The organism is Saccharomonospora saliphila YIM 90502 (assembly GCF_000383795.1).
Lineage (GTDB): Bacteria > Actinomycetota > Actinomycetes > Mycobacteriales > Pseudonocardiaceae > Saccharomonospora > Saccharomonospora saliphila.
In genome coordinates, this window is the sequence record NZ_KB912681.1 from 60950 (window position 1) to 62814 (window position 1865).

General features: G+C 72.9%; 2 protein-coding genes and 1 pseudogene. 1 reads left to right on the forward strand and 2 read right to left on the reverse strand.

Annotated elements, in window-relative coordinates; all coding sequences use genetic code 11:
* Positions 1 to 923: hypothetical protein (locus SACSA_RS26185; protein WP_083940252.1), on the reverse strand; the 923-nt coding region annotated here is incomplete at its 3' end.
* A 95-nt stretch (positions 924 to 1018) separates the two neighbouring features.
* Between SACSA_RS26185 and SACSA_RS0113740 the strand changes: the two genes are divergently transcribed.
* Positions 1019 to 1642 (forward strand): MerR family transcriptional regulator, encoded by a 624-nt coding sequence (locus tag SACSA_RS0113740; RefSeq protein ID WP_019816485.1) that lies wholly within the window; start codon positions 1019 to 1021, stop codon positions 1640 to 1642.
* 9 nt (positions 1643 to 1651) lie between these two features.
* Here SACSA_RS0113740 and SACSA_RS25290 read toward each other — a convergent pair.
* Positions 1652 to 1865 (reverse strand): annotated as a pseudogene (locus tag SACSA_RS25290) (serine/threonine-protein kinase); the annotation flags it as partial.

Genomic DNA, 1865 nt, shown 5'->3' on the forward strand with positions numbered 1-1865 from the left:
CCGCCCGCCACGAGTGCCGCGAACGCCGCCAGCGTGGCCGCGTCCGGGGCGACGAAGGGCTGGCCACGCAGGGCCTGCCAGGTCACCAGGGCCACCAGTCCCGCGTAGACACCGCCCGCCACGAGCACGATCCTGGTCCGCACCACCGGGTCGGCCAGGCGGTGCCGTCGGCGCGCCCACACGCCGAGGCCGAGCGCGAGCAGTGGCAGCACCTGCAGGGCGTGCATCCCGACGAAGTGCGGGATGCGCAGGTCGCCGCCCGTGGTGCTCCACCCGGTGAGCGGCATGCCGGGGCCGCCGTCGGCCACTCCCACGCTGTGCGCGCCGAGCACGTCACCGCCCGTGCCCGCCTGCCGCTGGGCCCGTTGCTCCGGCGTCGGGCCGAGCATCAGGCCACCGAGGGCGAGCCCGATCAGGGAGAGGACCGTGCCGAGCCGCACCGACCAGCGGGTGGCCGCGTCGGCGATCGGCGTGCGCAGCAGGAGCAGCGTGAGCACCAGCGTGCCGACCCACAGGACGATGATCGAGGACCCCATGAGGCCCCACAGCGCGGTGTTCAGCGGTGTCGAGAGGTTGAAGTGGCTGGTGGTGCCGCGCACCACCTGCGTGACGATGACCGCGTACTCGACCAGCGCGACACCCACGATCACGGTGGAGACCCGGTGCGCGAGACGCCGCCGTCCGCGCAGCAGCGAGAACAGCCAGGCCCAGGTGACAGAGTAGATCCCGATGGAGAGGGCGAACTTCAACGGCTTGAGCCAGATCGGGGCACCGACCAGTACCCGGTCGTCGGCGAGCACACCGATGGTGGACACGACGGCACAGACCGCCATGACGGCCGCGCACACCAGCATCGGCCGGTGCCACGCGCCGCCGGGTGAGGCGGGGTGAGCCGCGCTCACCGGAGCGGTGGGTCGGGACATGACGAACCCCCAATGTCGGATAGTGGATAGCTTCGCTCTCTATAACGGGAAGCTACGCTATCCATCCTGAGAGGTCCACAGAAAGGCGGAGTCGCATGCGGATGGCCGAGCTGAGCAAGGAGTCCGGGGTGCCCGTCGCGACGGTGAAGTACTACCTGCGCGAGGGCCTGTTACCCCCCGGCGAGCGCACCAGCCGGAACCAGGCGCGCTACGACGACGCGCACGTGCGCAGGTTGCGGCTCGTGCGCGCGTTGCTCGACGTGGGCGGGTTGTCCATCTCGGAGGTCAAGGAGGTCCTGGCCGCGCTCGACTCCCGGAAGGCCCCGGTACACGCGGTGCTCGGCCTCGCGCACCAGGGTCTGCCGCTGGCCGGTGCGGAGATCGGTGCGGGGGACCGGGAGTGGGCGCGGGGACGCGTGCGCACGCTGCTGGCCGAACGGGACTGGGACTGCGCCGAGGACGCTCCCGCCGTCGAGGCCCTCGTCGGCGTGCTGGGCACGCTGCGTTCCCTGGGGCACGAGGAACTGGCCGTCGTGCTCGACCGCTACGCCGACGCGGCCGAACGGATCGCCGAGGCCGACCTCGACTCGGTGGCGCGGCTGGAGACCGCCGAGTCGATCGTCGAGTCCGCCGTCGTGGGCACCGTGTTCGGCGACGCCCTGCTCGTCGCGCTGCGCAGGCTCGCTCAGGCCGACGCCTCGGCGAAGCGGTTCGGGTGAGTGGCGGCGCTACCCACTGACGAGCCGGGTGAGCGCGAAGCCCGCGAGTGCGGCGAGGACGAACAGCACGACCGCCGTGGCGAGCACGGTCGACCGCCGCGCGGCCAGCGCACCGGCTCGTTCGCCGAGTTCCGCCGCGTCCGGCAGCCGGTTCCGCACCGCCGCCACCACTCGGGCGGCCGGTCCGCCGACGGGCGCCGGTGCCTCATCCCGTGCCGGGGCT

Excerpts from the sequence above, each read along its gene's own strand:
- SACSA_RS0113740 (WP_019816485.1), top strand. The coding sequence starts at position 1,019 with ATGCGGATGGCCGAGCTGAGCAAGGAGTCCGGGGTGCCCGTCGCGACG.